Annotated in this window: 23 protein-coding genes, 2 tRNA genes, 2 rRNA genes and 1 pseudogene; 9 read left to right on the plus strand and 19 right to left on the minus strand. The window is 66.0% G+C overall.

The window, feature by feature from the left end:
• Positions 1 to 76: 76 nt before the first annotated feature.
• Positions 77 to 3,214, minus strand: a 23S ribosomal RNA gene (locus A4U64_RS22960).
• A gap of 298 nt (positions 3,215 to 3,512) precedes the next feature.
• A 16S ribosomal RNA gene (locus A4U64_RS22965) occupies positions 3,513 to 5,034 on the minus strand.
• Together the 16S and 23S rRNA genes form the textbook arrangement of a ribosomal RNA operon.
• 703 nt (positions 5,035 to 5,737) lie before the next feature.
• Here A4U64_RS22965 and A4U64_RS22970 point away from each other — a divergent pair.
• The 5 genes from A4U64_RS22970 to A4U64_RS22990 all read left to right on the plus strand — a co-directional run bounded on the left by A4U64_RS22970 (position 5,738) and on the right by A4U64_RS22990 (position 9,925).
• Positions 5,738 to 6,007 (plus strand): hypothetical protein, encoded by a 270-nt coding sequence (locus A4U64_RS22970; protein WP_232334130.1) that lies wholly within the window; start codon positions 5,738 to 5,740, stop codon positions 6,005 to 6,007.
• Between the two features lie 97 nt (positions 6,008 to 6,104).
• On the plus strand, positions 6,105 to 7,250 hold the full coding sequence (locus A4U64_RS22975; RefSeq protein WP_043796739.1) for a DNA cytosine methyltransferase: 1,146 nt from the start codon (positions 6,105 to 6,107) through the stop codon (positions 7,248 to 7,250).
• Positions 7,251 to 7,267: 17 nt separating this feature from the next.
• The gene (locus A4U64_RS22980) at positions 7,268 to 7,693 is read left to right on the plus strand and encodes a very short patch repair endonuclease (protein WP_006932816.1); all 426 of its coding nucleotides are present in this window, start codon (positions 7,268 to 7,270) and stop codon (positions 7,691 to 7,693) included.
• A gap of 18 nt (positions 7,694 to 7,711) precedes the next feature.
• A complete protein-coding gene (locus tag A4U64_RS22985) occupies positions 7,712 to 8,485 on the plus strand; it encodes a sulfite exporter TauE/SafE family protein (RefSeq protein WP_065923172.1) in 774 nt (257 codons plus the stop codon).
• An 87-nt stretch (positions 8,486 to 8,572) separates the two neighbouring features.
• Positions 8,573 to 9,925: an MBL fold metallo-hydrolase gene (locus tag A4U64_RS22990; RefSeq protein ID WP_043796745.1), complete on the plus strand. Its 1,353-nt coding sequence runs from the start codon at positions 8,573 to 8,575 to the stop codon at positions 9,923 to 9,925.
• A gap of 79 nt (positions 9,926 to 10,004) precedes the next feature.
• Here A4U64_RS22990 and A4U64_RS22995 read toward each other — a convergent pair.
• The 3 genes from A4U64_RS22995 to A4U64_RS23005 all read right to left on the minus strand — a co-directional run bounded on the left by A4U64_RS22995 (position 10,005) and on the right by A4U64_RS23005 (position 11,011).
• Positions 10,005 to 10,077 (minus strand) — tRNA-Arg (locus A4U64_RS22995).
• A 58-nt stretch (positions 10,078 to 10,135) separates the two neighbouring features.
• Positions 10,136 to 10,227: transfer RNA gene (locus A4U64_RS23000), tRNA-Ser, on the minus strand.
• 76 nt (positions 10,228 to 10,303) lie between these two features.
• Positions 10,304 to 11,011, minus strand: coding sequence for a dienelactone hydrolase family protein (locus A4U64_RS23005; RefSeq protein WP_065923566.1), 708 nt, complete (start codon positions 11,009 to 11,011; stop codon positions 10,304 to 10,306).
• 63 nt (positions 11,012 to 11,074) lie between these two features.
• On the opposite strand from A4U64_RS23005, the gene hisC reads away from it, so the two are divergent.
• Complete coding sequence (gene hisC / locus A4U64_RS23010) at positions 11,075 to 12,160, plus strand: histidinol-phosphate transaminase (protein WP_065923173.1); 1,086 nt, start codon at positions 11,075 to 11,077, stop codon at positions 12,158 to 12,160.
• A gap of 106 nt (positions 12,161 to 12,266) precedes the next feature.
• A complete protein-coding gene (locus A4U64_RS23015; RefSeq protein WP_065923174.1) occupies positions 12,267 to 13,952 on the plus strand; it encodes a bifunctional metallophosphatase/5'-nucleotidase in 1,686 nt (561 codons plus the stop codon).
• Positions 13,953 to 13,961: 9 nt separating this feature from the next.
• Here A4U64_RS23015 and A4U64_RS23020 read toward each other — a convergent pair whose 3' ends face one another.
• The 14 genes and pseudogenes from A4U64_RS23020 to A4U64_RS23080 form a co-directional block, all read right to left on the minus strand.
• A complete protein-coding gene (locus tag A4U64_RS23020; protein ID WP_029547048.1) occupies positions 13,962 to 14,933 on the minus strand; it encodes an alpha/beta hydrolase in 972 nt (323 codons plus the stop codon).
• 128 nt (positions 14,934 to 15,061) lie between these two features.
• Positions 15,062 to 16,372, minus strand: a complete 1,311-nt coding sequence (locus A4U64_RS23025; RefSeq protein WP_044475699.1) for a DUF1254 domain-containing protein — start codon at positions 16,370 to 16,372, stop codon at positions 15,062 to 15,064.
• A 492-nt stretch (positions 16,373 to 16,864) separates the two neighbouring features.
• On the minus strand, positions 16,865 to 17,305 hold the full coding sequence (locus A4U64_RS23030; RefSeq protein WP_065923175.1) for a Panacea domain-containing protein: 441 nt from the start codon (positions 17,303 to 17,305) through the stop codon (positions 16,865 to 16,867).
• A 2-nt stretch (positions 17,306 to 17,307) separates the two neighbouring features.
• Positions 17,308 to 18,207 (minus strand): GAF domain-containing protein, encoded by a 900-nt coding sequence (locus A4U64_RS28325; RefSeq protein ID WP_198163337.1) that lies wholly within the window; start codon positions 18,205 to 18,207, stop codon positions 17,308 to 17,310.
• 527 nt (positions 18,208 to 18,734) lie between these two features.
• Positions 18,735 to 18,926, minus strand: a pseudogene (locus A4U64_RS29265) (hypothetical protein); the annotation flags it as partial.
• A gap of 98 nt (positions 18,927 to 19,024) precedes the next feature.
• A complete protein-coding gene (locus A4U64_RS23045; RefSeq protein WP_065923178.1) occupies positions 19,025 to 19,894 on the minus strand; it encodes a phage major capsid protein in 870 nt (289 codons plus the stop codon).
• A 140-nt stretch (positions 19,895 to 20,034) separates the two neighbouring features.
• Complete coding sequence (locus tag A4U64_RS23050) at positions 20,035 to 20,514, minus strand: hypothetical protein (protein ID WP_065923179.1); 480 nt, start codon at positions 20,512 to 20,514, stop codon at positions 20,035 to 20,037.
• Positions 20,507 to 20,785 carry a hypothetical protein gene (locus tag A4U64_RS23055; protein ID WP_065923180.1) on the minus strand — a complete coding sequence of 93 codons (279 nt, stop codon included), beginning with the start codon at positions 20,783 to 20,785 and terminating at the stop codon, positions 20,507 to 20,509. The genes A4U64_RS23050 and A4U64_RS23055 overlap by 8 nt, the downstream gene beginning before the upstream one ends.
• Positions 20,782 to 20,964, minus strand: a complete 183-nt coding sequence (locus A4U64_RS23060) for a hypothetical protein (protein ID WP_065923181.1) — start codon at positions 20,962 to 20,964, stop codon at positions 20,782 to 20,784. The genes A4U64_RS23055 and A4U64_RS23060 overlap by 4 nt, the downstream gene beginning before the upstream one ends.
• The gene (locus A4U64_RS28330) at positions 20,961 to 21,110 is read right to left on the minus strand and encodes a hypothetical protein (RefSeq protein ID WP_157127602.1); all 150 of its coding nucleotides are present in this window, start codon (positions 21,108 to 21,110) and stop codon (positions 20,961 to 20,963) included. Before A4U64_RS28330 ends, A4U64_RS23060 begins: the two co-directional genes overlap by 4 nt.
• Complete coding sequence (locus A4U64_RS23065; RefSeq protein WP_065923182.1) at positions 21,107 to 21,373, minus strand: WhiB family transcriptional regulator; 267 nt, start codon at positions 21,371 to 21,373, stop codon at positions 21,107 to 21,109. Before A4U64_RS23065 ends, A4U64_RS28330 begins: the two co-directional genes overlap by 4 nt.
• A 247-nt stretch (positions 21,374 to 21,620) precedes the next feature.
• Positions 21,621 to 22,844: a hypothetical protein gene (locus tag A4U64_RS23070; protein WP_157127603.1), complete on the minus strand. Its 1,224-nt coding sequence runs from the start codon at positions 22,842 to 22,844 to the stop codon at positions 21,621 to 21,623.
• 101 nt (positions 22,845 to 22,945) lie between these two features.
• Positions 22,946 to 23,701, minus strand: coding sequence for a hypothetical protein (locus A4U64_RS23075; RefSeq protein ID WP_157127604.1), 756 nt, complete (start codon positions 23,699 to 23,701; stop codon positions 22,946 to 22,948).
• Complete coding sequence (locus tag A4U64_RS23080) at positions 23,701 to 23,907, minus strand: helix-turn-helix transcriptional regulator (protein WP_065923185.1); 207 nt, start codon at positions 23,905 to 23,907, stop codon at positions 23,701 to 23,703. The genes A4U64_RS23075 and A4U64_RS23080 overlap by 1 nt, the downstream gene beginning before the upstream one ends.
• Positions 23,908 to 24,048: 141 nt before the next feature.
• Between A4U64_RS23080 and A4U64_RS27905 the strand changes: the two genes are divergently transcribed.
• Together A4U64_RS27905 and A4U64_RS23090 are read left to right on the plus strand one after the other, a co-directional pair.
• A complete protein-coding gene (locus A4U64_RS27905) occupies positions 24,049 to 24,549 on the plus strand; it encodes a helix-turn-helix domain-containing protein (RefSeq protein WP_198163339.1) in 501 nt (166 codons plus the stop codon).
• On the plus strand, positions 24,536 to 25,720 hold the full coding sequence (locus tag A4U64_RS23090) for a site-specific integrase (RefSeq protein WP_065923187.1): 1,185 nt from the start codon (positions 24,536 to 24,538) through the stop codon (positions 25,718 to 25,720). The genes A4U64_RS27905 and A4U64_RS23090 overlap by 14 nt, the downstream gene beginning before the upstream one ends.
• Positions 25,721 to 25,736 lie beyond the last annotated feature (16 nt).

The raw sequence follows: 25,736 nt of genomic DNA on the forward strand, positions 1-25,736 counted from the left end.
GCGTTTACTCCGACTCCTCGCGCAGCGAGTGTGAGTGTGTTGTTTCAGATACCGCACAGTGGACGCGTAGCTTCTTTGTGGTAAGTCCTCGGCCTATTAGTACCGGTCACCTGCATGCGTTACCGCACTTCCAGTTCCGGCCTATCAACCCGGTGGTCTGCCGGGGGCCTTACCCCCTCGAGGGGGTGAGAAACCTCATCTTGGAACAGGCTTCCCGCTTAGATGCTTTCAGCGGTTATCCCTTCCGAACGTAGCCAACCAGCCGTGCCCCTGGCGGGACAACTGGCACACCAGAGGTTCGTCCGTCCCGGTCCTCTCGTACTAGGGACAGCCTTCCTCAAGTTTCTAACGCGCGCGGCGGATAGAGACCGAACTGTCTCACGACGTTCTAAACCCAGCTCGCGTGCCGCTTTAATGGGCGAACAGCCCAACCCTTGGGACCTACTCCAGCCCCAGGATGCGACGAGCCGACATCGAGGTGCCAAACCATCCCGTCGATATGGACTCTTGGGGAAGATCAGCCTGTTATCCCCGGGGTACCTTTTATCCGTTGAGCGACACCGCTTCCACATGCCGGTGCCGGATCACTAGTCCCGACTTTCGTCCCTGCTCGACCTGTCGGTCTCACAGTCAAGCTCCCTTGTGCACTTGCACTCGACACCTGATTGCCAACCAGGCTGAGGGAACCTTTGGGCGCCTCCGTTACATTTTGGGAGGCAACCGCCCCAGTTAAACTACCCACCAGGCACTGTCCCTGAACCCGATCAGGGTCCGAGGTTAGAGGTCCAATACGATCAGAGTGGTATTTCAACAACGACTCCACCCACACTGGCGTGCGGGCTTCCCAGTCTCCCACCTATCCTACACAAACCGAACCGAACACCAATACCAAGCTGTAGTGAAGGTCCCGGGGTCTTTTCGTCCTGCCGCGCGTAACGAGCATCTTTACTCGTAGTGCAATTTCGCCGAGTCTGTGGTTGAGACAGCAGAGAAGTCGTTACGCCATTCGTGCAGGTCGGAACTTACCCGACAAGGAATTTCGCTACCTTAGGATGGTTATAGTTACCACCGCCGTTTACTGGGGCTTAAATTCTCAGCTTCGCGGAGTGAACTCCGCTGACCGGTCCTCTTAACCTTCCAGCACCGGGCAGGCGTCAGTCCGTATACCTCGTCTTACGACTTCGCACGGACCTGTGTTTTTAGTAAACAGTCGCTTCTCTCTGGTCTCTGCGACCACCCCCGGCTCACGGAGCAAGTCCGGTCACCGGGACTGGTCCCCCTTCTCCCGAAGTTACGGGGGCATTTTGCCGAGTTCCTTAACCACAGTTCTCTCGATCGCCTCGGTATTCTCTACCTGACCACCTGTGTCGGTTTGGGGTACGGGCCGTGTGAAAGCTCGCTAGAGGCTTTTCTCGGCAGCATAGGATCATGGAATTCGCCTCATTCGGCTACGCATCACCTCTCAGGCTGTGTGCGACACGGATTTGCCTGTGTCACGCCCTACGGGCTTACACCGGTACAACCACTGACCGGCCCCACTACCTTCCTGCGTCACCCCATCGCTTGGCTACTACCACCGAAGGTCCCGTGCAGCAGGCTCTCGGCTCCCGAAGGAACTCGATCACCCTTTGGACGGTTAGTACCGATGATTCACCAGGGGCGCGTTCACACGGGTACGGGAATATCAACCCGTTGTCCATCGACTACGCCTGTCGGCCTCGCCTTAGGTCCCGACTCACCCTGGGCGGATTAACCTGGCCCAGGAACCCTTGGTCATTCGGCGGACGAGTTTCTCACTCGTCTTTCGCTACTCATGCCTGCATTCTCACTCGCGCAGCCTCCACACCTGGATCACTCCGGCGCTTCCCCGGCTGCACGACGCTCCCCTACCCACCCGCACCACTGCCGGACGATCCGTGGACCCTCCGGGGTGTTGTGCGAGTGCCGCGGCTTCGGCGGTGTACTTGAGCCCCGCTACATTGTCGGCGCAGAACCACTTGACCAGTGAGCTATTACGCACTCTTTCAAGGGTGGCTGCTTCTAAGCCAACCTCCTGGTTGTCTCAGCGATCCCACATCCTTTTCCACTTAGTACACGCTTAGGGGCCTTAGCCGGCGATCTGGGCTGTTTCCCTCTCGACTACGAAGCTTATCCCCCGCAGTCTCACTGCCGCGCTCTCACTCACCGGCATTCGGAGTTTGGCTGATTTCGGTAAGCTTGTGGGCCCCCTAGACCATCCAGTAGCTCTACCTCCGGTGAGAAACACGCGACGCTGCACCTAAATGCATTTCGGGGAGAACCAGCTATCACGGAGTTTGATTGGCCTTTCACCCCTACCCACAGCTCATCCCCTCAGTTTTCAACCTAAGTGGGTTCGGGCCTCCACGACGTCTTACCGTCGCTTCACCCTGGCCATGGGTAGATCACTCCGCTTCGGGTCTAGAACATGCCACTACAGACGCCCTGTTCGGACTCGCTTTCGCTACGACTACCCCACACGGGTTAACCTCGCGACATGCCACTAACTCGCAGGCTCATTCTTCAAAAGGCACGCCGTCACCCCCAGCAGACCAAACTGCTCGAAGGCTCCGACGGATTGTAAGCGCACGGTTTCAGGTACTATTTCACTCCCCTCCCGGGGTACTTTTCACCTTTCCCTCACGGTACTAGTCCGCTATCGGTCACCAGGGAGTATTCAGGCTTATCGGGTGGTCCCGACGGATTCACAGCAGATTTCACGGGCCCGCTGCTACTCGGGTATTCGAATCGACAGTCACCGCGTTTTCGTCTACGGGATTCTCACCCTCTACGACAGGCCGTTCCAGACCATTTCGACTAACACAGGCGATTTCTCACTGTCGGCCGGCGCGGCAGCACCGACACATCGAACCCCACAACCCCGAACACACAACCCCTGCCGGGTATCACATGTATCCGGTTTAGCCTCTTCCGTTTTCGCTCGCCACTACTCACGGAATCACATGTTGTTTTCTCTTCCTGTGGGTACTGAGATGTTTCACTTCCCCACGTTCCCTCCACACGCCCTATATATTCAGGCGCGGGTAACACGACATCACTCGTGCTGGGTTTCCCCATTCGGAAATCCTCGGATCACAGCTCGGTTGACAGCTCCCCGAGGCATATCGCAGCCTCCCACGTCCTTCATCGGCTCCTGGTGCCAAGGCATCCACCGTACGCTCATAAACACTTACAACAAAGATGCTCGCGTCCACTGTGCAGTTCTCAAACAACACACAACAACCCCTACCGCAAGAAAACCATGTCCTCTTGTTTCGCGGATCATCGTCGCTGACAAAACACTCGCGTGTTCTCTCAGGACCCAACAGTGCACCGATATAACCACCGCAGAAGGACACTCGGGTCCTTCCCGCGCGGTGATGACTGTCAGCGTTCCACCCATGAGCACCACCGGATTACGTGTGAATCCGAAATGGCTCTGCCTCGCTCCCCCGGCACCTGTGTGCTGGTCCGAGCAAGGAGTTGCTCCTTAGAAAGGAGGTGATCCAGCCGCACCTTCCGGTACGGCTACCTTGTTACGACTTCGTCCCAATCGCCGATCCCACCTTCGACGGCTCCCTCCCACGAGGGGTTAGGCCACCGGCTTCGGGTGTTACCGACTTTCATGACGTGACGGGCGGTGTGTACAAGGCCCGGGAACGTATTCACCGCAGCGTTGCTGATCTGCGATTACTAGCGACTCCGACTTCACGGGGTCGAGTTGCAGACCCCGATCCGAACTGAGACCGGCTTTAAGGGATTCGCTCCACCTCGCGGTATCGCAGCCCTCTGTACCGGCCATTGTAGCATGTGTGAAGCCCTGGACATAAGGGGCATGATGACTTGACGTCGTCCCCACCTTCCTCCGAGTTGACCCCGGCAGTCTCCTGCGAGTCCCCAACCGAATTGCTGGCAACACAGGACAAGGGTTGCGCTCGTTGCGGGACTTAACCCAACATCTCACGACACGAGCTGACGACAGCCATGCACCACCTGTACACCGACCACAAGGGAAACCCCATCTCTGGGGCGGTCCGGTGTATGTCAAACCCAGGTAAGGTTCTTCGCGTTGCATCGAATTAATCCACATGCTCCGCCGCTTGTGCGGGCCCCCGTCAATTCCTTTGAGTTTTAGCCTTGCGGCCGTACTCCCCAGGCGGGGCGCTTAATGCGTTAGCTACGGCACGGATCCCGTGGAAGGAAACCCACACCTAGCGCCCACCGTTTACGGCGTGGACTACCAGGGTATCTAATCCTGTTCGCTACCCACGCTTTCGCTCCTCAGCGTCAGTTACTGCCCAGAGACCCGCCTTCGCCACCGGTGTTCCTCCTGATATCTGCGCATTTCACCGCTACACCAGGAATTCCAGTCTCCCCTGCAGTACTCAAGTCTGCCCGTATCGCCTGCAAGCCCGCAGTTGAGCTGCGGGTTTTCACAGACGACGCGACAAACCGCCTACGAGCTCTTTACGCCCAGTAATTCCGGACAACGCTCGCACCCTACGTATTACCGCGGCTGCTGGCACGTAGTTGGCCGGTGCTTCTTCTGTACCTACCGTCACTCGCGCTTCGTCGGTACTGAAAGAGGTTTACAACCCGAAGGCCGTCATCCCTCACGCGGCGTCGCTGCATCAGGCTTGCGCCCATTGTGCAATATTCCCCACTGCTGCCTCCCGTAGGAGTCTGGGCCGTGTCTCAGTCCCAGTGTGGCCGGTCGCCCTCTCAGGCCGGCTACCCGTCGTCGCCTTGGTGGGCCGTTACCCCACCAACAAGCTGATAGGCCGCGGGCCCATCCTGCACCGGAAAACCTTTCCACCCCGGAACATGCATCCCGAGGTCCTATCCGGTATTAGACCCAGTTTCCCAGGCTTATCCCGAAGTGCAGGGCAGATCACCCACGTGTTACTCACCCGTTCGCCACTAATCCACCCAGCAAGCTGGGCTTCATCGTTCGACTTGCATGTGTTAAGCACGCCGCCAGCGTTCGTCCTGAGCCAGGATCAAACTCTCCGTTGAAGACTCACAATCAAACCCCGAAGGGCCGATCAGTCATAGACATCGAGCCAAATCACCAGCAAAAAACTCAAACCAGCAAAAAACACTGACCACCACAGACGGAAGAATGCGGCAGCCAGCAACGATCATCTCACGACACCTCATCGGCTTGACACCATGGTCGGCGTCTGATCTGATCGCACCAAACAAAATATTTGGCACTGACATTCATCGGCACACTGTTGAGTTCTCAAAGAACACGCGCACACCATCGCTACGCACTTTTCAGTGCTTCACTCCGGGGCAACCGTTCCAGCCTAACATCGGGGGCTTTCGGAATCAAAATCCGCGGCCGATCCGATCTCAGGAGCGATTGGAAACCCTACCAGAAGGTTTTCAATCGGGTTAATCAGGCGCCTTCGTCCAACCTCGTTTTCCCGGGCCCCTGCGGGCCGGGTCGGTGTCCGTGTCGCTCTGACCTGGAATAAGTTACGTGATCATTCGACCCCGCGCCAAATCGCCAGGTCAGGACGGGTGTTTGCCCGCGAGGACGGCTGTTTCCGCGACACGGAACCATCCCCTGAGCCACTGCGTCTCACCTTCCGAGGCGTCCGCCTCGTGGCAGTCCCCGCGCGGACCGTAGCCGGCGTGCGCACTGCGTGGCACCGTCGTTGTCGTTCCGCGGCGCGCGTCCCCGATCACGTCAGGCATAGGAGACCCATGAGTGGCTTTCCCGCAGAGATCGTCCCGCCGGGCCGGGCGGACGGACCCGGCTCGGTCCCCCGCGGCAGCGACGTGCGCGGCGGCCTGCCAGGACTACCTCGCCGCGCTCGACGAGCTCCTCCTCGGGATCGGCGACCGCGAGGCCGGCGACTGTGCGGGTGACGTCGCACCGAGCGTGGCCCGCCGGATCGAGGCCGTGGTCCGGATGAAGGCCGTCTTCGAGTCGATCGCGTCCCCCGAGGCACACGTCTCGCTCTTTCGGCGGACGTGATCATTGCATCTCGCGTCGCGGCACGGGCCGCCCGAATTCTCGAGTAACGTGCTCCGTGAGCAAAGCGAGAAAGGGTGCCGTGACGTCGACCGGGAACATGGTGGGTTTGTTCGCCGGTATCGGCGGACTCGAGCTCGGCCTGGCCGAGCACGGCTGGCGCACCGAACTGCTCTGCGAGATCGACGCCGGAGCCCAGGCCGTGCTCCGCGCCCGCTTCGCCGATGTACCTCTGCACACCGACGTCACCCGCCTCCGTTCCCTGCCCCAGGCAACCGAGGTCGTCACCGCGGGCTTTCCGTGCCAGGACCTGTCGCAGGCCGGCAGGACCGCCGGCATCACCGGCTCCCGGTCGGGCCTCGTCGACGAGGTGTTCCGGTTGGTGCGGCGCAAGCAGGGCCCGCGATGGCTGCTCATCGAGAACGTCCCCTTCATGCTGCAACTCGGACGCGGCGCCGCGATGCGTCACATCACCGATGCGCTCGAGGATCTCGGGTACGCGTGGGCGTACCGGGTCGTCGATGCCCGCGCGTTCGGACTCCCGCAGCGCCGGCAGCGGGTGCTCATGCTCGCCTCGCGCACCGACGACCCCCGGACGGTGTTGTTCGGCGAGGACGCCGGCGCCCCCGCGGAAGGCGATCCCGGCACCCACCCGTGCGGGTTCTACTGGACCGAAGGCGTGCGCGGTCTCGGCTGGGCGGTCAACGCCGTGCCCACGCTCAAGGGCGGCTCCACGGTGGGCATCGCGAGTCCGCCGGCAGTGCGGCTGCCGTCGGGCGAGATCGTCACTCCCGGTCTGATCGACGCCGAACGGCTGCAGGGCTTCGACCCCGACTGGACCGCACCCGCCATCCAGGCGCCCGGTGTGCGGACCGGGCATCGGTGGCGACTCGTCGGCAATGCAGTGAGCGTGCGCATGGCCGCGTGGGTCGGTGGACGGCTCGGGCGGCCGATCGATTACTCCCCCGACCACGAGACCCCGCTGCGGCCCGGCGACCCCTGGCCGAGTGCCGCCTGGGGCGCGCGGCGGCGGGCTTTCCGGGTGCACGAGTCGCACTGGCCGGTGCAGGAACCGTACGAGGATCTCGCCGGATTCCTGGAGGACGCGCGCCTGCTGTCGGCGCGGGCCACCGCCGGTTTCCTGCGGCGGGCCCGGTCCGGGAACCTGAGATTCGTGCCCGGCTTCCTCGACGACGTCGAATCCCACCTGGACCGCATGGGCGGCTTCCCCGAGGCCGCGGCCTGAGGACGGAGCCGACCGCCGTGCCCTCCACCGATCCGCAGACCAGCGCCCGGATGAGCCGGCAGCGGCGCAGGGACACCGTCCCCGAGGTGGCCCTGCGCCGGGAGTTGCATCGTCGCGGGGTGCGCTACTTCGTCGATCGTGCTCCCCTGCCGGGGATCCGTCGTCGCGCCGACCTGGTGTTCCCGCGCCGCCGCGTTGCGGTGTATGTCGACGGGTGCTTCTGGCATCGTTGCCCGCAGCACGCCACCGATCCGAAGAACAACGCCGAGTGGTGGGCCGCCAAGCTCGCCGGGAACGTGGCCCGGGACCGGGACACCGACGCGGCGCTCGCCGCGGCCGGATGGACGGCGGTGCGGATCTGGGAGCACGAGGACCCCGCGGAGGCCGCAGATCGGGTGCAGGCCGCATTGTTCGCGGCGGGACCGGGTACTGCCGATTCCTGACCGGCGAAGGAGGAAGCGGTGCAACCGGCGATCGCGCTCGTTCTCGGAGCGGTCATCGGGGTCCTGCTCGGCCTCCTCGGGGGCGGCGGATCCATCCTGGCGGTCCCCGCCCTGGTGTACGGCCTCGGACTCGACTTCCGCCAGGCCATCCCGATCTCGCTGATCGTCGTCGGGGCCGCAGCCCTGTCCGGGGCGATCCCCAAGGCTCGGGCCGGGCAGGTCGACTGGCGGCTGGCCGCGGTGTTCGCCGCGGCCGGCATCCCCGCGACGTTCGCCGGCACGGCTGTGGGCACGCTGCTGCCGCAACCGGTGCTGCTGGTGGGCTTCGCCGTCGTGATGGTGGTCGCGGGGATCCGGATGCTGCGCGAGAGCGACGACGCCGGGACCGCGTGCAAGACCGGCGACTTCGGCATCGACTGGAGGCGATGCGCGCCGAGGGCGATCCCGGCCGGCCTGGGGGTGGGCTTCTTGACCGGCCTGTTCGGCGTCGGCGGCGGCTTCCTGATCATCCCCGCGCTGGTGATGCTCCTCGGATTGGAGATGGGCGTCGCCGTCGGGACCTCCCTCGTCGTCATCGTCGCCAACTCGGCGGCCGGGCTGATCGCGCATCTCGGGGACGCCGACATCGACTGGTCGATCACGGCGGCGTTCGCCGGGGCCGCGGTCGTCGCGTCGCTTGTCGCCGGTCACCTCGGCACGCGCATGGAAACCGGACGGCTGCGGCGGTGGTTCGCCTATCTCGTCTTCGTCGTGGCCGCGTACGTGCTGGTGGACACACTGTTCCTGCGCTGAGCCGAAACTCTTCCCGCACTCCACGCATTCTTTGTACGCCCCGGGGTATCCGGGGGCATAGTGGAAGTACCGTGGAAAGGCATCGACATGGACGTATCGATCATCGAAACCTCGAGCCTCGGCGATCGCAGCTATCTCGTCACCGAGGCGGACGTCGCCGTCGTCGTGGATCCACAGCGGGACATCGATCGAGTGCTCGCGCTCGCCAACGACCGCGGAGCGCGCATCACCCATGTCCTCGAGACCCACATCCACAACGACTACGTCACCGGTGGGCTGGAACTGTCCCGCGCCGTCGAGGCCGAGTACATCGTTCCAGCCGGCGACGACGTGGACTACGAGCGACGTGCCGTCCACGACGGCGACCTGATCGACGCCGGTCCCATCCGGCTGCGGGTGATGCACACCCCCGGGCACACCCACCACCACGTCAGCTATGTGCTGCTCGACGCGACCGGCGGCACGCACGGGATCTTCACCGGCGGGTCGATGCTGTACGGCTCGACCGGCCGCACCGATCTCGTCGGCCCGCAGTACACCGAGGAACTGACCCACGCACAGTTCCGCTCCGTGCGACGGATCGCCGACGAAGTGCCGGCCGACACTCCGGTGTATCCCACCCACGGCTTCGGCAGCTTCTGCTCGGCGACCCCCACCAGCGGCGACTCGTCCACCGTCGGGCAGCAACGCGACGTCAACCCGGCGCTGACCCGCGACGAGCAGGCCTACGTCGACGAGCTCATCGCCGGACTCAATACCTACCCCGCGTACTACGCCCACATGGGCGTGATCAACAGGGCGGGTCCGTCGCCGCTCGACCTGTCTGCGCCGGAGCCGGTCGACCCGGCCGAGCTGCGCCGGCGCATCGACGCCGGTGAGTGGGTCGTCGATCTGCGCGAGCGCACCGCCTTCGCCGCGGGACACCTGGGCGGCACACTCGGCTTCGAGCTGTCCACCTCCTTCGTCACCTACCTGGGGTGGCTCTACAAGTGGGGTGCGCCACTGACCCTCATCGGCGAGAGCGACGAGCAGATCGCCGACGCCAAGCGCGAACTGGTCCGCATCGGCGTCGACGAACTCGCCGGAGCGGCCGTCGGCGAGATCCACACCCTGGTCAACGGACACGAACTTCGGTCGTACCGCGTCTCGGACTTCGCGGAGCTGACCCGGGAGATCGACAGCGAGCAGGTCCGGGTCCTCGACGTGCGCCAGAAGGACGAGTACGAGGACGGCCACGTGCGCGGAGCGGTCAACATCCCGCTGCACGACCTCGCCGAGCGGCTCGACGAGGTACCCCGCGGGGAGGTGTGGGTGCACTGCGCCTCCGGCTACCGGGCATCCGTCGCCGCGTCCATGATCGACCGGATCGACCGCACCGTCGTCCTCGTCAACGACGACTTCGAGAAGGCGTACGACCAGGGTCTGATCGGCACGTCGTAGGTCCTGCCCCATCGTCGGGGTCGGGGGGCCGCCACGACGCGAGAGCCCCTCACCACAATGGGTGAGGGGCTCTTCGTTGTGCGCCCGAAGGGATTCGAACCCCTAACCTTCTGATCCGTAGTCAGATGCTCTATCCGTTGAGCTACGGGCGCAGTGCGTGTATGTAGTTGTTTCTCATATTCAGTTGTCGCCGGCGACGCTGCACCGACGTGGCGGAGGCGAGAGGATTTGAACCTCCGGTCCCCCGTAAAGGGGACAACTCATTAGCAGTGAGTCCCATTCGGCCGCTCTGGCACGCCTCCCTGGGGGGTTTCGATTCTCTCGAACCGCCGGGACGAAAGATTACACACGTTCGGACGACAAACGCAAAACGCCTGGTCAGCGCAGGTGTGCGTCGAACCAGTCGAAGATCCGGCGCCGTGCGTCGATGATCGCCGCCTCGGCCGGGTCGGTGTCCGGATCGGCGGTGTCGTGCTCGACCGGCGGCTCGTCGGGGCGATGCGCCAGGCCGGGGTAACCGATGACCAGGGTCGGTGCGTCGGCCTGTCCGGCAGCCTCGCGCAGCTGCTCGACGTCGCCGGTCGGGGTGGTCGGGTCGTCCTCGCCGTACAGACCGAGCCACGGCGCCTGCAGGTTGCGCACGGCCTCGACGAGTGCGGGAACGTCGGGCCGCAACGGCTGCACGATGCCGTGCGCCGCGACGGTGACCGCGGCACCCACCCGCCGATTGGCGGCGACGATGAGCGCCGCCGTCCCGGCGTCGTCGAACCCGATCACGCCGACCGCGTCCGGGTAGACCCCACTGCGTACCAGCCAGTCCATCGCGGCATCGACGTCGTCGAACAGGTTCTGCCCGAACACCTCGTCGTCCTCGGTGAACTCGCGGTGGAACAGATTCGGAGCCACGACCAGCCAGCCCTCGGCAGCCAGAACCTCCATGAACGCCAGCAGGACCGGCGGAAACACACGGGATTCGTGCAGCACGACGATGCCACCGCGGATGGCACCCTCCGGCCGAAACACGGTCAGCGGTACCTGCCCCGACCCGTCCGGCAACCGGGCCGCGGCAGTGTGGATTCCCGACATACCGTCCACGATGACACGACCCACCACGACCGTGCACGCAATCGCCGGGCGCATAATCGGCTGGTGACCCCACGGACCCGCCCCGACCTCACCTCGATCCCGTCCTATGTGCCCGGCCGCAGTTTCCCGGGCGCGATCAAGCTCGCCAGCAACGAGACCACCGTCGGTCCCCTGCCCAGCGTGCGCGACGCGATCGCCGAGGCGGCGTACACGGTCCACCGGTATCCGGACAACATGGCGGCCGTGCTCATCGGCGCGCTGGCCGGGCGGCTGGGGGTGAAGCCGGAGAACATCGCCGTGGGCAACGGCTCGGTGAGCCTGTGCCAGGAACTGGTGCTCTCGACCTGCAACGACGGCGACGAGGTCGTGTTCTCCTGGCGGTCGTTCGAGGCGTACCCGGTGGTGACGGCGGTGGCCGGCGCGAAGTCGGTGCCGGTGCCCAACACCCCGGAGCACGGCCACGACCTCGACGCGATGCTCGCCGCGATCACCGACCGCACCCGGGTGGTGTTCGTCTGCAACCCCAACAACCCGACCGGGGCGCTGCTGGGCAGAGCGGAGCTGGAACGGTTCCTCGACGCGATGCCGCCGCAGGTGCTCGTCGCGCTCGACGAGGCCTACTTCGAATACGCCCGCCCGAAGCCCGGCGAGGAGCAGGCGGACGGGATCGCGCTCGCCGCCGGCCGGCCGAACGTCGTGGTGCTGCGGACCTTCTCGAAGGCCTACGGCCTGGCCGGCCTGCGGGTCGGCTATCTCGTCGGCGACCCGTCGGTGATCAAGGTCCTGAACAAGGTGCACACCCCGTTCAGCGTCAGCTCGCTCGCACAGCAGGCGGCCATCGCGTCCCTGGCGGCGGCCGACGAACTGCTCGAGCGCACCGACAGCGTGCTCGCCGAGCGCGACCGGGTGCGGACGGCGCTCGTGGACGCCGGCTATCCCGTGCCGGAGAGCTACGCCAACTTCGTGTGGTTGCCGCTCGGTGACCGGTCGGCGGCGTTCTCCGAGGCGTGCGCGGAGGCCGGTGTGCTGGTGCGCCAGTACGCGGACGACGGGGTGCGGGTGACCATCGGCGATCCGCACGAGAACGACGCGTTCCTCGCATTTGCGACCGGCAAGGGCGTCGAGATCGCGGAAATCTCGAAGCCCTGACCTGCGCAGGAACGCCTACGAGACCCAACCGTTATCGCCGGGTGGCGATCGCGTGACCATCCGTTGGCACACTCGTCCGGTCGGCTACGGAAGTTGGAGTGTGCGGATGGGTTCAGGCGTGGCACGCCGGTGGACCCTGTCCGCGGCCCTGCTGACCGGCGCGCTGTGGACGTCGCTCGCCGTGGCCCCCGCGACCGCGATCCCCCCGGACGCCCTGCCGCTGCGGCTCATCGCCTTCCGCGACCTGCACGGCAGCCTCCTCCCGCCCCAGGGCCCCCGCAGCGAGGTCGTCCGCTCCGACGGCGCATCCGTTCCGGCGGGCGGCGCCGCATATCTCGCCGCCTACGTCCGGCAGCTGCGCTCGCAGGCGGACAACTCGGTGCTCTACTCCGTCGGCGACACCTGGGGCTCGTCCCCGATCGAGTCGGCGATGTTCCACGACGAACCCACCGTCGACCTGCTCAACGGCCTCGACGTGACCGCGGCCGCCCTCGGCAACCACGAGTTCGACAACGGCTACGCCGAGTTGCAGCGCCTGCGCGACGGCGGCTGCCACCCGGAGGGCTGCCGGTACGACGAGGAGTACGCCGGAGCCACCTTCCCGCTGATCGCGGCGAACGTCGCCGACGCCGACGGCAGCCCCGCGGCCCTGCCGTTCACCGTGGACTACGTCGACGGTGTGCCGGTCGGCGTCATCGGCATCGCCCCCCACGACACGCCGCAGGTGGTGCGCGGCGACGACATCGCCGGCCTGCAGTTCACCGACGAGATCACGGCCGTCGACCGCACCGCCGACGCGCTCGATGCCCTCGGCGTCCGCTCGATCGTCCTGCTCTACAAGGGCGCGTTGACGCCGCCCGCCGGGACCGACCCGTGCGACGCCACCGCCGGGCCCGCGCGCAGCCTCGCCACCCGGGTGTCGCCGAAGGTGGATGTCATCGTCACCGCGGACGGCGACGACAGTTTCAACTGCAGCTACCCCGACCCGGCGGGCAGTCCCCGGACCGTGCTGCAGGGCGCCTCGCACGGGCGCATCATCTCGGTCGCGGACCTGACGATCGACCGGGAGAGCCGCGACGTGCTGCGCGACCGCACCCACGCGTTCAATCAGATCGTGACGCACGACATCGCCCCCGACCCGCGCACGCAGCAGTTCGTGGACCGGGCCGTCGACGAGTCGCGCGACGTCGCCGAACGCGTCGTCGGCCGCATCGCCGCCGACCTGACCCGCGATACCGCGCCCAGCGGCGAGTCGGCCCTCGGCAACCTCGTCGCGGACGCGCAGCTGGCGGCCGCCGAACCCGCCGGGGCGCAGCTCGCGCTCACGAATCCCGGTGGAGTGCGCGCCGACCTGCTGCATTCCGGTGACGGGGTCGTCACCTACGGCGACGCCTACGCAGCCCAGCCGTTCGGGAACCGGCTGCAGGTGCTCGAGCTCACCGGTGCGGAACTGGTCGGGATCCTCGAGCAGCAGTTCCAGCAGGACGGAACCGGCGCGGGCCGCGAACGGATCCTCGCGCCGTCGCACACCCTGCGCTACGTCCTCGACCGGGCCGCGGCGCCCGGCAGCCGGATCCGGGATGTCACGATCGCCGATCGGCCGCTCGATGCGGCCGCGGCCTACCGGGTGGTCGTCAACGGGTTCCTCGCCGAGGGCGGCGACGGATTCACCGGGTTCACACAGGCGCGACGGGCGACGGGGGCGGGTGCCGAGCTCGACGCCCTGAACGACTACCTGGCACAGCACGCGCCCGTCCCGCCGCCGGCCACCGACCGCATCGCGCTGCCCTGACGGAACCGCTCAGCCGAGACCGAGGGCGCGTTCGAGCGTCGGCCAGGCGGTGCGCAGGTCGTCCTGCCAGTAGGGCCACGAATGCGTGCCGTACGGGCGGTAGACGATGGTGGCGGGGATTCTCAGCTCCCGCAGCCGCCGGTCGAAGCCGATCGTGCACACGAAGGCGCCGACCTCGAGCGGTCCGCCCACGTCGAGAGCCTCCGCGTCGGGGCCGACGTCGTACGGGCCGGGCAGGCCGTTACCGGTGCTGATGAAGATCTCCTTGCCGCGCAGCCGCTCGGCCAGGGCGTACGGGTCGTGTGCCGCCCACGCCGGATCCCCCGGTGCACCCCACATGTTGTCCGGATTGCCGCCCTTGTAGGCGACGGTCCCGCGCACCGCGTCCTGCGCGGACGCCTTCGACGTGTCCAGGCAGCCGCTCAGCGCGGCCACGCCCCGGTACAGGTCCGGATTCCGGGCGATCAGGCTCGCCGCCCCCGTCGCGCCCATCGACAGTCCGCCGATGGCGTTCACTCCGTTGCCCGCGAAGCGGGCGTCGATCAGCGGCGGCAGTTCCTTCGTCAGGAAGGTCTCCCACGCGTTCACGCCCAGAACGGGGTCCGGCGCGAGCCAGTCCGTGTAGTAGCTGGCGGTACCGCCGATCGGCAGCACCACGTTCACGTTCTTGTCGGCGACGAAGTCGACGAGGTCCGTGCGCTGCGTCCACGTGCTCTCGCGGTAGTCCGACTCGGCGCCGGCGCTGACGCCGTCGAGCAGGTAGAGGGACGGGCGCGGCCCGTCCCCGGCGGGGTGCAGGACCTGCACCTGGACGACCCGCTGCATCGACGGCGAGGACACGAACACCGCCGAGCGTCGAGCGGTGAGGGACTCCACCCGATCCACCCGCGCGGATGCCGCCGGCTCGGCGGACACGACGGACGTCACGGACAGTGGCAAAACGAACGCCGCGACGAGCGTCGCGACCACAGCTCTGAGCATCAACTTCCTTCGTCCCCCGACTTCGGAAAATCCGATTCCACAGTACGGACCGGGGCGGGTCAAGAAAGTGGGGCTCGTCACCAACGCGGATCGCCGCCCTTGGTGACGGTGGGGCACCGCGTCGCCGGCTACGGCTGTGGGGTCGGTTCCGGCGGGGTCCACGCCCGGTCCGTCGGCAGGTACGACCGGAACATCAGCACGAATTCCCCGGGCGGCGCCGGCAGCCAGTTCGAGCCGCCCGACACCGGCGGCCGAGACGAGACCCACACGTCGAGCGCACCGTCGGGACCACGGACCAGTCCGGGCGTCCGGTCGCCGACGGCGTAGCGGTCGACAGGGTTGGCGACGAGGAACATGTCGGGGCCGTACACGGTGACGGACCAGAAGCCGCGGTCGTCCACCGGCGGCCCCTCGGGCGGGAAGCGCAGGAGGTAACCGGCCTCGCCCCGCAGCGCCGATCCGTCCGCCGCGGTGCGGGCCACGTGGTACGTCGATTCCTCCGGCACGTTCGCGCCGAGCCCGATCGTCGCGACCACCGCGCGCTGCAGGTAGTCGGTGCCGTACCGGCCCGCGGTCGCCAGCGAGCCCCACACCGCACCGGACTGCTCGCCCGAGTCGACGAGGTCCCGGATGCGTCGCTCGCCGCGGATCACCCCGGTGGCGAGTGCGGCGACGGTGTCCGCCGGCCCGGCACTCGGCCGGGCGCCGGGCCCGACCCCGAGGCCGGCGAGTTCGTCGAGCAACGGTCCGTCGGCGGGCGGTGGTGGGTTCGCGGCCAGGATCGCCGACAGCTCGTCGAAGAACTGCGGCCCCGACGCCGCGAGCGCCTGCGGGTCGGGGTTGCTTCCGCACGCGGTCGGCGGCAGCGGTGGCGGCGCATCGGCGACGGGGGCGGTCAGCACGGTGAGCGAGTACTGCCGCTGCACGGCCCGGGCGGCCTCGAGGTCGGTCTGCGCCTCGACGAGAGTCCGGCCGATCATCCAGGCGTCCCACGTGGGTGACTCGATCACGGCCGCTCCCGCCGGCAGCGGACCGTCCCATCCCGGTGGGACGACGACGTGGGCGCCTGCGGCCGATCCCGTCGCCCGGGTGCCGACGTTGGCGAAGACGTCGGTATAGATGTCGAGAAATTGGAAGTCGAAGTACCGATCCCCCGCCTCCGGGTGCGTGAGCAGCACCGGTCCTTCCCGAAGATCCAGCCACGCAATCGAATACAGTGTGTCGACGTTGGGGGCGACGACGACGCGCGAGGTGGGATCGGCCGTCGCGGACTGGTGGTGGAGCCGGTTCACCGGCAGCAGGCAGAGCATGTTCGCCCGGGTCCGCGCGAGCGTCACGGGCGCGTAGCCGTAGACGTAGCCGTCGGTGGCCACGTCGACCGCGGTCCGCTCCGGTTCCGCTGCCGGATGCGGCGCCGCGCAGGCGGTCAGCAGGCCCACCGCGAGCGCTGCCGCCGCCCGAGCTGCTGTGCCGGCCATTCCGTCAGTGTAGGAGGCGAAAACACGTTCCTGGAGCGACACTCGCCGTCGGATCCGGGCGCTCCGGTGCCACCTGCGCGCGTCCGACGACGAAGCCCGTCACCTGCACACACGCCGCAGGTGACGGGCTCTCCTTCCGGCGGAAGCGGAGGGATTTGAACTCTCCCGAACCCAGTGGTCGCTTCGCCAAGAACATCGCCACCTGCGAATTCGCCCCTCTCAAGGTCACGCCGAATCACACCGAATTGACGGCGGGTGTGCCCAAAATGTGCCCACACCAGTTCCGTCAAATGGCACTTCCACGAACGAACCTCACCGATCGATCTGAAGGTACGGCCCGCTGGCATCACTGCGGATCCCTGTGACAGACCAGCCGGGTACACGCACGAACTGCAGCGCGACAGTGAGCTGCGGGGTTACCGGATCAACCTCGCCGTACTGCCGTACGTCCAGTTATGAGGACTGCCGGGCCTGCCTATCCAGCTCAGCGAAATACTCACGCATATCCTCAATTGCGATTTCGGTGTTCAATCCACCACGTGTCATCGCAGCATTCCAGGGCCGCTCTTCGTGCGTCATATCACCGAGACGGAACCCGGAGTACGCTCCATATACCTCGACGACCGCATCGACGTGTCGGCGCTCCGCCTCGGTCAACTTGTCCGCATCCCCTAGAGGCCAGGAGTCAACATAGGCCTGCCGACGATGCTCGCGGTAGAGATCAGGGCAGACCGGGCCCATCCGCCACGCTTCAAGAGGCTCCGGAAACAGAGGCGTGGCATTGCGCGCAACCCACCATGCTTGACAGTAGTAGGCGAGCTTCTCCAGTTTCATCGTGCCCAAGGCCCCCAACCGTTTCGTCAGGTACGCCGCCAGGTCATGGACCGAATCCATCCCTACTCACCTCCCTCGATGGTGGGGGCAACGCTAGCAGCCGGCACTGACACGCGTGGCGGACTCGCCGGACTGTGCTGAACCATGTGGAACCCACTGCCGACAAACCTACCAAAGAGCTGCGCTACAACCTGATGGTCCTCTGTGAGTCCTAGAGGCACTGTGGAGTCGACCATCAGCATTCCGTATTCGTGGTCGTGGTAGGTAACCGGGACTGCAATGAACGATTTGTAGTACTTGTCCGAGCAGTCGAGGTAGCCAGCGAATTCGCTGGGGGGATCCTCCGTATCCCTCACGATAATCGGTCTACGCTCATTCATCCTCTGAATAACAAACTTCCCGTGTGGGGTGGTCGCATCGAACGCGGATCGGGGAGGGTCGGACCGCCCCACCCCGTCCCCGCACAGAAGGAGCGAAATGGCGCCATCACCATCTCCATCCGGAGATTCAGCACGATCTACCATGTACAAGCAGACTCGGGGTTCTCGGATGGTGATCGCCTTCGTAAAGGTTTCCATCATGTAGTTGAAGTAACGGTCTAAGTGTGAGCGCGCTTCGTCGTCCCCCGCCGCTACTCGAGTAAGGAAACTAGTGGTGTGCTGAGGAATGCTGGAGAATGAGTGACAGATACTTTTAATCGTCTCCGACCGCACCTGATCCACCCGAGCCTCCGCGGCAGCCTTCCGGAGCCGTTCGGATATCTTAGTTAGTCCATCGATAAGGAACGAAATCGAGTACGCGACAACAGCAAGCACTACTAGCAGTTGCTTACTCGGGGAGTTATCTTTCCAAGCCCAGGTCACCAGTGCCGCTGCGACGACGACGAGCGCCTTCGAGGTGACGAAGAGCCAAAGCGCGTCCCAACGCTCACTGTGAATGAACTTTGTCCATCTATCGCTCACGGGGTGAGTCTCGCACGACAAGGACATGTTCACCCACAGCAGCATGTCCGGTGTAAGTCTCGCCAGCCATGCGATCCCTGTTCACGAGGGGGTTAGGAAACGGACCAGCCCGGTGTCAGTGCAGTTCCGTACGGTGTCCTACATTCCCTGCTAACGCGTGCGGCGGAAGCCCTACACACTGGCCAGGGCTCACACGCCTGCCACGCTATCGCACGGACCCCAGCACCAGACCGCCCGAGAAAGTCTCTCAACTTCCTCGCTTCGGCCTACGATCTCCCCTCCCGGCCCCCTTGCCCCTGGTCAGCACCCCCGCGTGGTGAGGGGGGGAGACGGGGGGAGATCGGCGCAATGCCACTGGGTCGCCGTCTACCCCCAGGGAGGGGCACCCCCCTGGTGGGGTAGGTCTGTCACCACTGCTGCGACACCGGGAGCGGGAGCCGGGTCGCCTTGACGCGGTCGCCGGGCATCCGGTTGCCCTTGCGCTGGTTGCAGCGCCGATGCGTGAGCTGCACATTCGCACGGAGCAGCGGATCGCCTCCACGTGAGACCGGGACGATCTCGTCGACCTCGGGACTCAGTGGATGCGGTCTCCCGTCGGGCCCGAGCCTGAGCGTCTTGTCGACGGGCCGCCTGCACAGAGCACACACGTCCTCTTCGGCGAGCACGCGAGCCCTGAGCTTCCGTCGTCTGTGTCCGTTCGCGTAGCGGGAGTTACCCACTGCTCCTCTCCCCTTCGTCTCGCCACGTCCGCAGCCAGGACCGGTGAACGCTCCGCTCCCGGGACGGTCACCGGCCGGCGTCTTCGACCAGGGCAGGGTCAGGGCACGTCGTGCAGGCGGACGACGGCCGCCTCGTGAGGGAAGGCGAATCCGACGCGCAGGGTGGCGCGCACGCCGATGCGGTCGCTCGAGAAGTAGGCAGAGGCGTCGACGTCGAGGGTGACGTCCTCGCGCAGCACCACCTGGACCCGCTCGATCGGGATCGCCCAGATATCCCCGGCGGCGACGGCGGGGCTCGAGTGCAGCGGCACGCCGAGGACGGTGCGCTTGGTCGGCGCGGTCGGGTCGTTGCCGAGCAGCGGCTCGTTGCTGCCGGTGGCCTTCTTCACCTTGGCGAGGGTGAGCACGGTCGTCGGATGGGCGACGAACGCGGTGATCGTGGCGCCGACCTGCTCGGCCTTGGACAGGGCCTCGGCGAACGGGTCGGTATTGGTGATGCTCGCCGCGGTGTCGACGCTCTGGTAGCCGGTCAGGTCGAGCAGGCCGGTGGGCTGATTGTCATTGCGGACCACGGGCGGCCCGGCGTTGGTGACGTTGGTGCCGAAGAAGGCCGCGTCGATCTGCTTGGCGATGTCGCGCGCGAGGCCCTGGCCGACGATCTCCTGTGCCTGGGGGCTCGAGTCGTTGGCGAGTTCGCGGCTGATGATGGTCAGGCCGGCGACCTTGCGGGGGGTGACGGTGAGCTCGGCGAGGGTGGCGTCCGAAGGGCTGATCTCCGCGCCTTCGGCGGTCCACGCGGCGGTGGGGTCCTCGGTGACGATCGGCACCCGGTAGGTGTGCGTGCCGGTGGTGACGACGGCCGCGACCTGCATCGCGACGGACGCGGCGGTGACGGGCTGAACCATGAGCTCGCCGATCGTGTCGGGCAGGAGACCGGAGACGTCGGCGCTGGTGGTGTAGAGGGACATGAGGGGCCTTTCGACGGGGCGGCCGTGTAGCCGCGGACATTGGACTGTCACGGCTGGCCCCTGGCCTCACCGAGTGCCCCGCTGGGGCGAACGGTGGGTGATCACCGGCCCCTGGCCTTGTCGATCACCCACCGCTCACTTTATCCCCTGCTGTGTGGGTTCAGCAGTTTCGCCCACGACGTCGTGGTGGGCAGCACGGTCGGCGTCTTGCCCTCGTTCGGGACGTGCACGCCGACCGGGGGCCGCAGCACGCCGAGGTTCTGCTCGGCGGAGGTGACCGCGGCGGCGACGGCGGCCGGGTCGACGGTGCCGTCTTTGGCGAGCAGGTCGGCGACGGTGGTGCCGTTGGCCCAGACCGCGGCCGGTTTGACCCGGTGGTCCTGTTCGATCAGCCGCTCGATGATCGACCGGCGCAGCGTGTCGACCTGGGCGAGTGCGGCGTCGCGGTCCTTCTCGGCGGCGCGCAGCTGCTTGCGGTACTTGGCCGCTTCCGCGTTGCCGTTCGGTTCGGGGTCAGCGTTCGGTTCCGTCTGTGCGGTCTCGGTCGCGCCGGGAGCCGCAGCAACCCCGGTGTGCTCAATGGATTCGGTTGCGTTGGAGGTGGTTTCGTTCTCATTCATGGGTGTGTTCTCCGTTCTCTGCGAGTGCGAAATTTGTGATGATGCCGGTGAGACCGGCTTTCCCGTCCGCGGTGGACAGGTCGGGGTGGATGCCGTAGATCAGTGAGCACAGGGCGAGGTACAGCTCGGTGGTGCGGCCGTCGTGGTCGACCTCGGCGAGGACGGCCTCCACGCCGGCGACGTGGATGCCGTCGGGGTCGGCGTGCATGAGCAGCGCGGCGGCTCTGCGCACGTCGACGGCGCGGGGAAGTTCTGCGGGTGTGATGGTCATCGTGATGTCCTCTCGGCGGGATCGGTCTCTTCGGCGGCGTCGTGCAACTGGTCGGCGAGGGTGCGGGCCTCCGTGGCGGTCATGGCGAAGTGCAGTCCGGCGATGCGCAGCAGCACCGGACGGGTGGCGCCGGGCTCGGGTTCGACGACGGCGCGAGCGCTGCGGGCGGTCAGCTTCATCGACGGTCGCCGAATCCGCGGCGGGCACGTTCGTCGACGAGGGTCAGGCACAGGCGCCGGCGTTCGAGCCAGGCGATCAGCTCACCGGCGTTTTCCGGGCGGAACAGACGGCCGGGGATGTGGTCGAGGGTGGCGGTGGTGTTCACGCGCTCAGGTCCTTTCGGGGTCGGCTCGCGAGCCGAGAGGGATGGGTCAGGTTGCCGGCCCATACGCCGGCCAGATGGTCGAGTTCCGAGGCGGCGGTCCGGCACGCGCTGCGGACCGGGCAGCGGATGCAGACGGCAGCAGCCGCGGAGAGACGGTGACTCTGCTCAGCCTCACTCTCGCCCGGGATCTCGTCGTCGAACATCGGCGCCCGGCCCGCGTACGCCGCACCGGACAGTCGCGGATCCACGAGAGCGTCGATCAACTCGGGGATACTCGGCTGCCGTCCACGGGACTTTCGAGCGTGTACGGGCGCGCTGGGACCCGTTTCGGCGGGTGTGGTGTCGCGTGTGCTCACCGCGTGGCTCCGAGAACTTTCGCGAGGTGCGGTTTACACAGCAGGCACGGCACCATCCGGCCGTCGAGATCTTCGCCCAGCCATCCGTTTCGGCACCGAGGATCGTGCACTGGTAGCAGATCGTCGTCAATATGTTCGCCTGTTCGGTCGAGCCTCACGTCGTGGTCCTCTCTACGGTCGGGGTGCCGGCGGCGAGCACGCGGTGGCGAAGTCCGGACTTCGGACGGGCGTTGCGGGCGTCGAGGATCGAATAGCGCACCCGCCAGTAGGTATTGCCCTCGGCGAGAAGCTCGGTCGCGCGCTCCCGCTCCCCCGGTAGGAATCCGCCGTCCGGGAGTTCGTTCTCGATCCACGTGAGTGGGTCGCGCGTGGGATCGATCGCCGTGTCCGTTTCGGGGATCGCGGCCTCGAGTTCGCGCGCGGTCGAAATCCTGGCTCTTTCCCCGCTTTCGAGACTGGGCGCTCCTCCGAGTTGCCCTGATAGCCGCCGGCTGGCCGCGAGGTAGCCGCGAACCTTCGCGTCTTGCTTCGACATGCCGCCGGGGCGGACACCGGAGGGGCCGAGGATCCCATCGAGCCACTGTCCAACGGTCTGCTTCGTGATGGGACGTCCGAGCTCGTGGATCCCGACGAGAGCTTCTTCGACGGCGGCCGGGTCGGCGCCCCGGTCGTGGATCGCCCACTTGGCAATCCCGCGAACGGCGACGAACTTGAACGCCTTCCCGGTGCGCTCGTATGCGGCAACCGTCACGCGTTGCTCGGGTGTCGCTGGCTTCGACAGCTTCGTCCCAGATGACGGTGCCAACTCGTCGACGAGCTCGGCATCGATCGGGTCGGAATCATCGAGATCGAACAGCCCCGCGTCCGACGGAGTCGGCGCAGTCGGTTCGCTCTCGGCCTCCGCCGCGTCGACGAAGATGTCGCGACGCGGGTAGTTATTGATCTCTACCTTGTTCATACATTGATCGGGGCCCACTGAGACCCCTGCTATTTCGCCACTCAGACCCCCGCTATTCGGAACTGAGACCCCCGCTATTCCGTTCTGTGGCGCGTCGATAGCGGGTGCTTCAGACCCCCGCTTCCCACCGGATATGGTGGGGGCCTGAGACCCCCGCTGAGGCAAGGTCAGCGCGTAGACGGCTGGCCGTCGACCGGTCGCTGGACGAACCCGCAGAACCCAGCCCTTGACGATCAGATTCGCGAGGGCCTTCTTCACGGTCTTCTCGTTCGCGCGAGCATCTGTGCACAAGGTGCCGAAGCCGGGATAGGCGTTCGTGAGGTCCCTCCGCGCATAGGTGCAGAGGTTAACCGCGACTCTGTACTCGGCGTGGGTGAGATCGGCGCCGCGCAGCGACTCGAGCCACGCGAACTTGTCCAACGACCGATCAGACATGACTCAGCCCCACCGCCGGAAGTCGACAACAATCCACGCGACGGACTGGAAAGCGAGCAAGGCTGCGAGGATGAGCTCAAGCGCGCTCACAGCTCCCCCTCACGTTCAGCGAGGTCTCGCCACTGCCTGTAGATCACGGTCAGCTCGTCGATCAGTGCGGGGATCTGCTCCGGGTGCAGTTCCGGGAAGTCGTCGACGCCGACCGGCTTGCCGAAGCTGAGGAGGTACTCCGAGGGCAGCCGATCGCCAGTAGGAGACACCGCATCGAGTCGATCGAAGGTCAGCCGCAGCCGATCTCCTACTTGGGCGGTCGCTAACTGCTCGAGGCACAGTTCATCCGCGTGAACGGCTGGTGCGTACTGCTTGCACGCGCACTTGCGACCGCCACTCTCACGTACCGACCAGCATCCAAACAGTCGGCCGTGCACCTCAGCGCTGTGCCCGCACGCGCAGAATGGGTCGCCGATCGCCGCGGCCCCCCGAGTCTTGCCATCGGCCGCGCCGGACTCAGCGTCGATACCCGCCAGTTCTGCCCTTTCGGCGAGGATGAGGCGGCGAATGCGCGAGAGGTCGGCATCGGTCCACAGCGGCAACGAACGCCACTGCTCACGGAGTCGACCGGCCTCGACGGCAGCAGCCTCGACTTCGTCCCGCATCTGACCGTGGTGGCTGAGAATCTCCTCCTCGCTCGCCCCGATCGGCGTGAGCAGGTCCTGAAGATCGAAGAACGTAAGGTTGGGCATGGGATCGGTCCTCTCTTGCAGGGTGGTTCGGTTCTCGGCGTCGTCGACGGAATCCGGGGTGGCAGCCCCTCCGTCGGCGACGTTCTTCGTTCCGGTCATCACGCAGCCCCAGACCGGTCATCGGTGCGTTGCATGAGGTTCGCTTCGGTCCACGCGAGGACGTCCTCCCAGCGGTAGAGGACGCGTCGGCCGTGCTTCACGAACTTCGGCCCGATACCGCGATAGCGGTCGTTCGCGAGCTTCGCCTTCGTCGTCCGCAAGTACTCGGCCACCTCGTCGGCAGTGGCAAGAGCAAGTTCGGGCATTGCATCTCCTTGGTCGGATGATCCAGAAATAAAACTGGATAACTCATACTTGTACTCGATTGCTTGGAACCATGCAATCCCCGACCTAATATCTGCAACATGGCGACAAGACGGGTGACCTTAGGACCCACAGGAGAGACCGTGCGCGAGAACATTGCACGGCTGCGGAAGGAGCAACGACTGACGTTGCGTGACCTCTCCGAAAGGCTGGAATCCACTGGTCGCCCACTGGCGCACAACACTCTGAGTGAGATCGAACGTGGCGCAAGACGAGTCGACGTCGACGACCTCATGGCGATCGCTATCGCTCTTGATGCGTCGCCGGCTGGGCTTCTCATGCCCGACGTCGCCGACGACAACGATGAAGTTCAAGCAACGGGAACGCCCCCCGTCATGGCCCAGGACCTCTGGTCATTCCTTGAGGGGTATCGCTCGCTCCGGGGCAGCGGGCTCAGCTTCTTCTTCCGGTCCCACCCCCGGACCATCCTTCGATCTGAAGCGGTGCGCTCTGTGTCCTGGGATGACCGGTCGACTGCGAAGGTCGACCGGAAGGTTCGCACTGACGGCAATCGAGTCGAATCCATGACCAGCATCGGAGACTTCAAGTTCCGATCCGAGGAGCGCTCCGATGGCGACGATTGAGTCGTACGACACCGCGACCGGGAAGCGGTACATGGTGCGCTTCCGCACCCCGGACCGCACCCAGTCGAAGAAGCGCGGCTTCAAGACCAAGCGGGACGCGGAACGATTCGCCGCGACCGTGGAAGTCGAGAAGATGCGCGGCGAGTACGTGCCACCGTCGCTCGGCCGCATCACGGTCGGCGAACTGGCGCCCGATTGGCTGGCGCGCAAGCAGGTCGACACGAAGCCCTCGACCTACCGCGCGATCGACTCGTCGTGGCGCACGCATGTCGAACCGAAGTGGGCGAAGACGCGGATCTCGGACATTAAGCTCGGCGCGGTCGAGCGGTGGATCGCCGATCTCGGGCGCGTAGACCTCAACGACGATGGTGAGGTCGTCGTGAAGGGCTCTGGCGCCACCGTCGTGATCCGGGCGTACGGCATCCTGGCGGGCATTCTCGACGACGCGGTGAAGGTCGGGCGAATCGCGAAGAACCCAGCTCGTGGCGTCGAGAATCTGCCACGTAAGTCGAAGCGGCGGCATAAATACCTGTCGGCCGACGACGTTGCCACGCTGGCGCATGAGGCCGGGAAGAACGGCGCGCTCGTCCTCGTCCTCGCATACTGCGGATTGCGGTGGGGCGAAGCGATCGGCCTGAGGGTGCGTGACGTCAACTTCCTACGGCGACGCCTCACCGTCCACGAGAACGCCGTACAGGTCGGCATGGTGCACGTCGTAGGCACCACGAAGGGCGACAAGGTGCGTTCAGTGCCAGTACCGGCGTTCGTGCTGGAAGCGATGGTGAAGCAGTGCGAGGGCCGCGGCCGGGATGATCTGGTGTTCCCAGGCAAGGACGGCGGCTACATGCGCCGGCCGGTCAGCCACAGCGGCTGGTTCCAGCTCGCCGTCGAGCGTGCCGGAATCGAGCGCATTACTCCCCACGATCTGCGGCACACCGCGGCGTCGCTCGCGGTCTCGGCCGGAGTGAACGTGAAGGCGCTGCAGCGCATGCTCGGGCACGCCTCGGCAGCGATGACTCTCGACACTTACAGCGACTTGTTCGACGAAGACCTGGACGCTGTGGCGGTCGTTCTCGATCAGGCCTATTCGACGGCGCGTGTGCCCAGAATGTGCCCGCCTGAGCCCGAGGCAATCGCAACAACGGCACAGAAAGGCCCCTCACCTGCATAAACAAGTGAGGGGCCTC

It is taken from the genome of Rhodococcus sp. WB1, from assembly GCF_001700945.1.
Classification (GTDB): domain Bacteria; phylum Actinomycetota; class Actinomycetes; order Mycobacteriales; family Mycobacteriaceae; genus Rhodococcus; species Rhodococcus aetherivorans.

Excerpts from the sequence above, each read along its gene's own strand:
- A4U64_RS22975 (WP_043796739.1), top strand. The coding sequence starts at position 6,105 with ATGGTGGGTTTGTTCGCCGGTATCGGCGGACTCGAGCTCGGCCTGGCC.
- A4U64_RS22990 (WP_043796745.1), top strand. The coding sequence starts at position 8,573 with ATGGACGTATCGATCATCGAAACCTCGAGCCTCGGCGATCGCAGCTAT.
- A4U64_RS23005 (WP_065923566.1), bottom strand. The coding sequence starts at position 11,011 with ATGTCGGGAATCCACACTGCCGCGGCCCGGTTGCCGGACGGGTCGGGG.
- A4U64_RS23015 (WP_065923174.1), top strand. The coding sequence starts at position 12,267 with ATGGGTTCAGGCGTGGCACGCCGGTGGACCCTGTCCGCGGCCCTGCTG.
- A4U64_RS23020 (WP_029547048.1), bottom strand. The coding sequence starts at position 14,933 with ATGCTCAGAGCTGTGGTCGCGACGCTCGTCGCGGCGTTCGTTTTGCCA.
- A4U64_RS23030 (WP_065923175.1), bottom strand. The coding sequence starts at position 17,305 with ATGGATTCGGTCCATGACCTGGCGGCGTACCTGACGAAACGGTTGGGG.
- A4U64_RS23045 (WP_065923178.1), bottom strand. The coding sequence starts at position 19,894 with ATGTCCCTCTACACCACCAGCGCCGACGTCTCCGGTCTCCTGCCCGAC.
- A4U64_RS23050 (WP_065923179.1), bottom strand. The coding sequence starts at position 20,514 with ATGAATGAGAACGAAACCACCTCCAACGCAACCGAATCCATTGAGCAC.
- A4U64_RS23055 (WP_065923180.1), bottom strand. The coding sequence starts at position 20,785 with ATGACCATCACACCCGCAGAACTTCCCCGCGCCGTCGACGTGCGCAGA.
- A4U64_RS23060 (WP_065923181.1), bottom strand. The coding sequence starts at position 20,964 with ATGAAGCTGACCGCCCGCAGCGCTCGCGCCGTCGTCGAACCCGAGCCC.
- A4U64_RS23075 (WP_157127604.1), bottom strand. The coding sequence starts at position 23,701 with ATGACCGGAACGAAGAACGTCGCCGACGGAGGGGCTGCCACCCCGGAT.
- A4U64_RS23080 (WP_065923185.1), bottom strand. The coding sequence starts at position 23,907 with ATGCCCGAACTTGCTCTTGCCACTGCCGACGAGGTGGCCGAGTACTTG.
- A4U64_RS23090 (WP_065923187.1), top strand. The coding sequence starts at position 24,536 with ATGGCGACGATTGAGTCGTACGACACCGCGACCGGGAAGCGGTACATG.